Annotated in this window: 4 protein-coding genes and 1 pseudogene; 1 reads left to right on the top strand and 4 read right to left on the bottom strand. The window is 65.6% G+C overall.

Going from position 1 to position 6215, the window contains the following annotated elements; genetic code table 11:
- Nucleotides 1-127: 127 nt before the first annotated feature.
- Nucleotides 128-1441: a hypothetical protein gene (locus Q0U08_RS16655; protein WP_004212961.1), complete on the bottom strand. Its 1314-nt coding sequence runs from the start codon at nucleotides 1439-1441 to the stop codon at nucleotides 128-130.
- A 303-nt stretch (nucleotides 1442-1744) separates the two neighbouring features.
- Between Q0U08_RS16655 and Q0U08_RS16650 the strand changes: the two genes are divergently transcribed.
- Nucleotides 1745-2215: a nuclear transport factor 2 family protein gene (locus tag Q0U08_RS16650; RefSeq protein WP_004212962.1), complete on the top strand. Its 471-nt coding sequence runs from the start codon at nucleotides 1745-1747 to the stop codon at nucleotides 2213-2215.
- Nucleotides 2216-2297: 82 nt separating this feature from the next.
- On the opposite strand, the gene Q0U08_RS16645 is transcribed toward Q0U08_RS16650, so the two are convergent.
- The 3 genes and pseudogenes from Q0U08_RS16645 to traA all read right to left on the bottom strand — a co-directional run.
- Nucleotides 2298-2750: a flagellar hook-basal body complex protein FliE gene (locus tag Q0U08_RS16645; protein WP_037491557.1), complete on the bottom strand. Its 453-nt coding sequence runs from the start codon at nucleotides 2748-2750 to the stop codon at nucleotides 2298-2300.
- Nucleotides 2751-2947: 197 nt separating this feature from the next.
- On the bottom strand, nucleotides 2948-3652 hold the full coding sequence (locus Q0U08_RS16640) for a DUF6118 family protein (protein WP_242417736.1): 705 nt from the start codon (nucleotides 3650-3652) through the stop codon (nucleotides 2948-2950).
- 990 nt (nucleotides 3653-4642) lie between these two features.
- Nucleotides 4643-6215: pseudogene (gene traA / locus Q0U08_RS16635) on the bottom strand (Ti-type conjugative transfer relaxase TraA); the annotation flags it as partial.

The following is a 6215-nucleotide window of genomic DNA, read 5'->3' as shown; positions in this document are numbered from 1 at the left end:
GGCATTCATGGCAGGCGTCCATGCACGCCTTCATCTCGGGATCGATCTGATGCATCATTCATCTCCAGCTGAGCCCCCGCCCATTTGAAAATACGCGGCGCGCGCGCGTACCCCTTACCTCTCTCGATCAAGCCAGCTTGCTGGAGATGGCTTTGATCGCTTTAAGCCCCGATCCGAACCTGGCGATTGCCTCGCGGTTTCTCTCCAGCTCGCCGTAGGGAAGATACGATATGTCGAGATCGGCGACGCGGCTGAACGCGGGACGCTGTAACTGCGCGCGGACATCCGCCTCGCGGGCGTCGGGTGCGACCAGAAACAGCCCTGCGGTCGCGTGGAGGGCGCTGCCGCTCAGCGCCAAGTCGAGCATGCGCACAATGCCCGAGTAGATCGACGTCGAATGCTCGACCTCGAACGCTGCCGCGACGTGATCGCCGCCGCGCTCAAGCCACAGCACGTCGATTAGACGGATGGAATCCGCCCCCTTCGAGGTTGCGATGGAGGCGGGCAGGTGCTCAAGGCACCCATGTCCCAACGGCGATCCATTGAAGGCACGGCTGCGGTCGTTCGATGCGATCCACACGTCATAGCCGAGCGCGAGTCCTAGATCGCGAAGCCATGCTTGGATTTCAGTATGGGTGCGCTCGTTCTCGCCTTCGCGTAGCGCCGCCTTGCTGAGCGTGCGCGCCTCCTCGCGCGCCGTCTCAAGCCGTTGTCCCCAACTTGCCAGCGCCTCGCCGCTAACATCGAGAGGAGGGGCCGGGTAGCGATCGAAGCCGATGTCGAACAGCAAGCCGCCAATCGCACCCAGGTCGTTCGATAGCAGGTCGCGGTGGCGATCGTTCAAGTCGAGTACACCCGACCGCATCGCCAGAAAATGCTCCCAGCTCCCGAGCTTCACCTTCGAGCCGGTCAGCGCGTTGTAGCCTTTGACGATCGCGGTGTTGAAGGGCGGCACCAGCGTCGGGTGAAGAAAATAGAGCAGGTTGGCGACCGCGGGCCCGAGCCCCTTGATCTTCAAGCGATCGATCGTGTGGATATGGCCAATAATTTCCTCGGCCGTGTCGCAACACGAACAGGCGTCGAGCAAGCGACCGAACGCCCGCTGGTTCTCCGGGTTTTCGTAGATATCGGGTATGCGGAGCTTCGGCTTCCAGAGAAAGGCATGGTCAGCGCCTTTGAAAATTTGACGCTGCTCGGCGACGGAATGAACGACCGTTTCGAGCGACGATCCCCGGTAGGCGACGCCGAACGTGCCGCGCTCGATCTCACCAACGACCTGGCCAATACCACGCCGGATCGAGCGGAAGTTTTTCAACCGTTCGTCCCACAGAAACCAGCTTCGGTAGGTTGCGCCAGGATCGTCACGCCAACGGGCAATAAGACGACGAACGAGGCCACCGTGATCCTCTCCGGTAGTAATTTGGTCGGGTTGCGTGGCCATATTGTCGGTGTGATCCCCATTCGCTGAACCAAGACCTAAGCCCCTGGCCGGTGACCGTCGAGCTTCTTGATTCAGCATACCGGACCGCGAGGTTCCGCACCTGTTCAGTTATAACGTGACAACGGCGGGGATGCTCGGTTTGATGGTGAGCCGTGACCATCGTGCTTGCCATCCAAAGTTGGCTAAGGGCTATTTAGTACACGGTAGCCTCGACCATTTCGCGACCTGACGGTCAGTCGGCTGCTCCATATCGCATCAAGCGGTGATAGCCTAAAGCCGGACAGTCTATTTGGGAGATCATGAATGAACACCGGCGTGAAAACGATTATGCTCATGTCGATCGCCGTGCCTGTTGTGGCGTGGGCTCAGCCGGTCGCCCGCGATGCCGATACACGGGCCGTGGAGGCTGTGCTCTCACGGTACAAAAACGCGATCGAGAAGCTTGACGTCGCTGGAACCGAAAAACTGTTTACGATTGACGCGCGGGTCTTCGAGACAGGAAGCCCTGAAGGAACCTACGCCACCTACCTCGCCCATCATCTTGGTCCCGAGCTGCGGCAGTTCAAATCGTTCCGCTTCTCCGACTACAAGGTCGACGTCCGCTTCGAAGGGTCGGTTGCCCTTGCGACCGAGACCTACCGTTACCGAATCGAGCCAAGAACCGGCGAGGCCGCCGAAAGACTCGGCGTCGCCACAAGCGTGCTGAAAAAGGTGAACGGGGGATGGAAGATCGTGTCCATGCACAACAGCGCTCGGAAACCGAAGGGCAGCTGACGGACGCAGGCGGGGGCTGGCGTGCGAACGTTTTTCGCAGCACCGGATTAGCGACAAGGCGATGTGCTTTCGGCAGATTGCGCTAGACCGGCATACTCATGATGTCCTTGTAGGCCGAAAGCACTTTATTACGAACTTGCAACGTTGCCTCGAATGCGATCGAGGACTCCTGCCGCGCGAGCATTACCTTCGCAATGTCGGTTTCGTCCCCGCGTTCGTAGGCGACCGTCAAAGCACCAGCGCGCGCATTGATCGCGTTAATTTTTTGAAGCTGCGTCTGAAAAGTAGAGGCGAAGCCGCCTGGCTCCGCGTGTCCTGGCTGCGACACGCCCGCCGCTCCGCTCACCCCTGAGACGGAATTTGGGCTATCCACCGTTCCCAGCGCGGTGTTCATCGCTGCGTCAAAAGCCGCTCCTCTCGCAGCCGCGGAAACGGCGACAGAATTCGGGTTGCTCGCTATATTCCGAAGCGCCGCGTTCTTGTCGAGGACGGCGTTCCGCAGGGCCATAACGTCGTTGATGGAGATGCTGCTCATATTCACCCCGGTGCGACTTCTATCGCATCTGTATGATCGCACTGTAAGCATTAGAAGATGGTTAACGACGCTTAGTATTGATTGCCTGATCGTGAAGCCATGCGCCGACCTCTAATTGGACCCGCCCAAGCGTGCCACGGTGAGGACCGGGCCGGATTGTCTATTGTCAATTGCTTGGCGGAATAGATACGCGGCCACTACGGGGCGACCTTAATTGTGCATCGCACTGTGGCACGCGCCCGATTCGCCGCTTTGCTGCAACCCTCGATCGTTTCACGATTGGCCGTCACGATCTTGTCGGCCGCGACGATCGCGCGGAACTGTGCGGCGTCGGCGCTCTGCATCATCCGCTGACCTGCCTCCCAACGGGGCATGTCAAGCGTCCGCGCCGCCATGCGCTCGGGCCATCGCCAGCTCGCCGGCGCGAGCTCGCGCGCGACGAGGCCCGGCACGATCGCCCATGCGAGGATGCCGGCCGCTACCCCGCCCAAGGCGAACCATAGCTGCCGGTTTCTCTGGTCGGCGCGTGTCCATGCGGACCCGGCGATGGCGCGAAGCTCGGCCATGACGCGGGCCTTGTCCTCGCCCGCCTTGGCGAGCGCCGCCTGATCCTCGCGCCGGGCGGCGTTGCCCACCGCGGCGATCCGTTGCGCCATCTGCTCCGGCGTCATCGCCAGCGCCGGACTCCGCACGATCACGTCGTTGATGAGCGCGACGCGGGCGGCCGTGGCGTCCACGCCCTGCTGCATCCGCCCTAACGTCTCGGTGTAGTCGGGAACGTCGATCGCGCCGCGCTCGGCCGCCAGACCCTCCACGGTGCGGCGCAACAGCGCCAGCTCGCCACGCATGGCCTCGAACGCCTCGGCCGCGTCGGTTCCGCCCTGATCGTCCTCGTCCGTCACCCGTCCCCCTTATCGGCTCATGCCACGATCGCGGTCGCGGCCTTGTCCGACCGACTGCGCCAGCTCCTGCCCGATCGACCGGCCCCGCTCCATGTTCAACGCCAGCTCGGGCGCGTGCCGCTTCAAGGCGGATTCGAGCTGCGGGTCGCGTTCGACGCAAAGGACTATGCCGCGGTCGATCACGGCTACGCCGCCACTTTCCATAAGGCGCAGGGCGTGACCGTCGATCACGCCCACGTCCTCGCCACCCCCGGCATGGACCGCCACAGCGCCTATGTCGGCATGTCGCGGCATCGTGATGACGTGCAGCTCCATTACGGGCGCGACGACTTCGCCGACCAGCGCCAGCTCGTCCGCGCCATGTCGCGCGACCGGGGCAAGGACATGGCCGGCGACTATGCGCGGCCCGAGCAGGACCAGGCCCGTGCGTTCGCCGATCGGCGCGAGATCCGGTTCCCGGAACTCGCGCGTCAGGTGGCGGAGAAGGTGCGCGACAAGGCCAGGGGCATGTTCGCCGGGTTCCGGCCGAAACCGACGTCGGAAAAAACGACGTCGCCGGAGCGCATCGCGGCCGATCGGCCGCTGGCGCCCTCGCAGGCCCGTGCGATCGAACGCTATGGGCGCGCCGCGGCCGATATAGGCCGGATGCGGGAGAAGGGGTTGCCGGTGCTGGCGCACCAGGAACAGGCGCTGGCGAAGGCGGGCGACGCGCTCGACCAGGTGCGACCGAATGGCGCGCGCGACCTCGCCAGCGCGATCGAGCGCGACCCCCAGCTCGCACGCGCCGCGGCCGAAGGGAACACGGGCGGCGCGGCGAAGGCGATGGAGGTAGAGCGCCAGGTCCGTATCGACCCGGAGAAGCGTGCGGGGCGCTTCGTGGAGCAGTGGCAGGACATGAAGGCGGCGCGGGCCAGTATGGAGCGCGCCGGCGACCGCGCGGGCGCGGAGAAGCTCGGCAAGCGCATGGAGAGCATCGCGGGCGGGTTGCATCGCGACCCGCGCGCCGCTGTCGAGCCGAACCTTCATCCCCTCGGCCGATACCTGCTCGATCGTGCCAAGCGTGCCGTTCTTCACCCCTAGCGACCGCTCGTTCCGCAGGAACATCAGGCGGTCGCCGCGCGCGAACGCGCGCGTCCCCCGGTCGGCGCTGAACGTCACGTCGTCGCCAAGGTCGCCGGTCGCGCGAAGTCGGCCGCGCGCTTCCTCGTTCAGCTCGCGGACCTCGGCGTTGGTGTGGGTGAGAATGATCCGGGTCTTGTCCGGCTCGGCCTGGCGCTGCCGATCCCAGCCATCGACCAGCTCGCCCCGCGCCTGCTCGCGCGTGTCGGCCGCGTGGACCATGCCCTTGCCGTCATAGGCGTGGATCGCCTCGCCGGTGCGCCCGGTCGCCAGCGCGCGGGTGGCGTCGCGCTGCCAATCCTCGCGCTGCCGGCGAATCTCGGTGATCTCGGCCGCGCCGTGCCGCTCGGTGACGCTGCGGAACGCCGCGCCCGCCTCGATCGCCTGTAACTGCTCGGGGTCGCCGATCATCACGACCTTGGCCCCGGCGTCACGCGCCTGGCTCAACACCCGCTCCATCTGGCGCGAGCCGATCATGCCCGCCTCGTCCACCACCAGCACGTCACGCGGGCCTAGCTGCTCGCGCCCCTGCCCCCATGCGTGCTCAAGGCTGGCGAGGGTGCGGGACTGGATGCCGGACCCGCCCTCAAGGTTCTCGGCCGCGATCCCCGACAAGGCCGCACCGCGCACCTGGTAGCCCTGCCGCTCCCAAGCCTCGCGCGCGACGCCCAACATCGCGGATTTGCCGCTGCCGGCGTAGCCGACGACCGACGCCAGCCCCTTGCGGCCGGTGATATGGTCGAGGGCGTCGCGCTGCTCGGCCGACAAGACGAGCCCCCTGCCCTGGGCCGCGCCGATCGCGGCGTCACGCTGGCGATCGGCGATGCCGTGACCGTCGCGCGCCGCCAGCGCGCCGGCGCTGCGCTCGAGCCGGGCCTCCACCGCGATCATGTCGCGCGACGTGAACCGCTCCTGGTCGCGTCCGTCCTTCCCCAACGCGACCAGCTCGGGGCTGGCGCGCACCGCGGTCATCACCTGGTCGAACTGCTCCTTGCCGTCGCTGTGCCGGAACGCGAACACGGCCAGGTCGCGGGTGGTGAACGTCGCCTGCTGCCGGGTGATCGCGTCCAGCGCGATCGACGGGTTGGCGATGATCTTCTCGCCATTGTCGCGGGCGATGCGCGCGTGATCCTCGATCCGCTCGGCCTCAAGCCCCTGCTCCGGTCTGCGCGATGCTGCCGGGCCGATCTTGTGCTGCGGCTCCAGCGCGATCCCCTGCGCCTCATAGGAGCGATGGTCGATCCGCCCTTCAAGCCCCAGCTCGGCCATGCGCTCGTTGACGTGCGCGCTCCACGCCTCGCGCCAGTCCTTCAACAGCTCGGTGCTGTTCCAGCCCCGGTTTTTCTTCCCGAACCCCTCCGGCCCCACATCGCGCATCGCCAGCATCACAGGGGGCGTTTGCGGGAGGGGGCGGAATCCTACGCTAAGGATTTGGGCCAGCGAT

Origin of the sequence: uncultured Sphingomonas sp., from assembly GCF_946477935.1 — a bacterium.
Taxonomy (GTDB): domain Bacteria; phylum Pseudomonadota; class Alphaproteobacteria; order Sphingomonadales; family Sphingomonadaceae; genus Sphingomonas.
This window is presented reverse-complemented; position numbering and strand designations above follow the sequence as displayed.

Excerpts from the sequence above, each read along its gene's own strand:
- Q0U08_RS16655 (WP_004212961.1), bottom strand. The coding sequence starts at position 1,441 with ATGGCCACGCAACCCGACCAAATTACTACCGGAGAGGATCACGGTGGC.
- Q0U08_RS16650 (WP_004212962.1), top strand. The coding sequence starts at position 1,745 with ATGAACACCGGCGTGAAAACGATTATGCTCATGTCGATCGCCGTGCCT.
- Q0U08_RS16645 (WP_037491557.1), bottom strand. The coding sequence starts at position 2,750 with ATGAGCAGCATCTCCATCAACGACGTTATGGCCCTGCGGAACGCCGTC.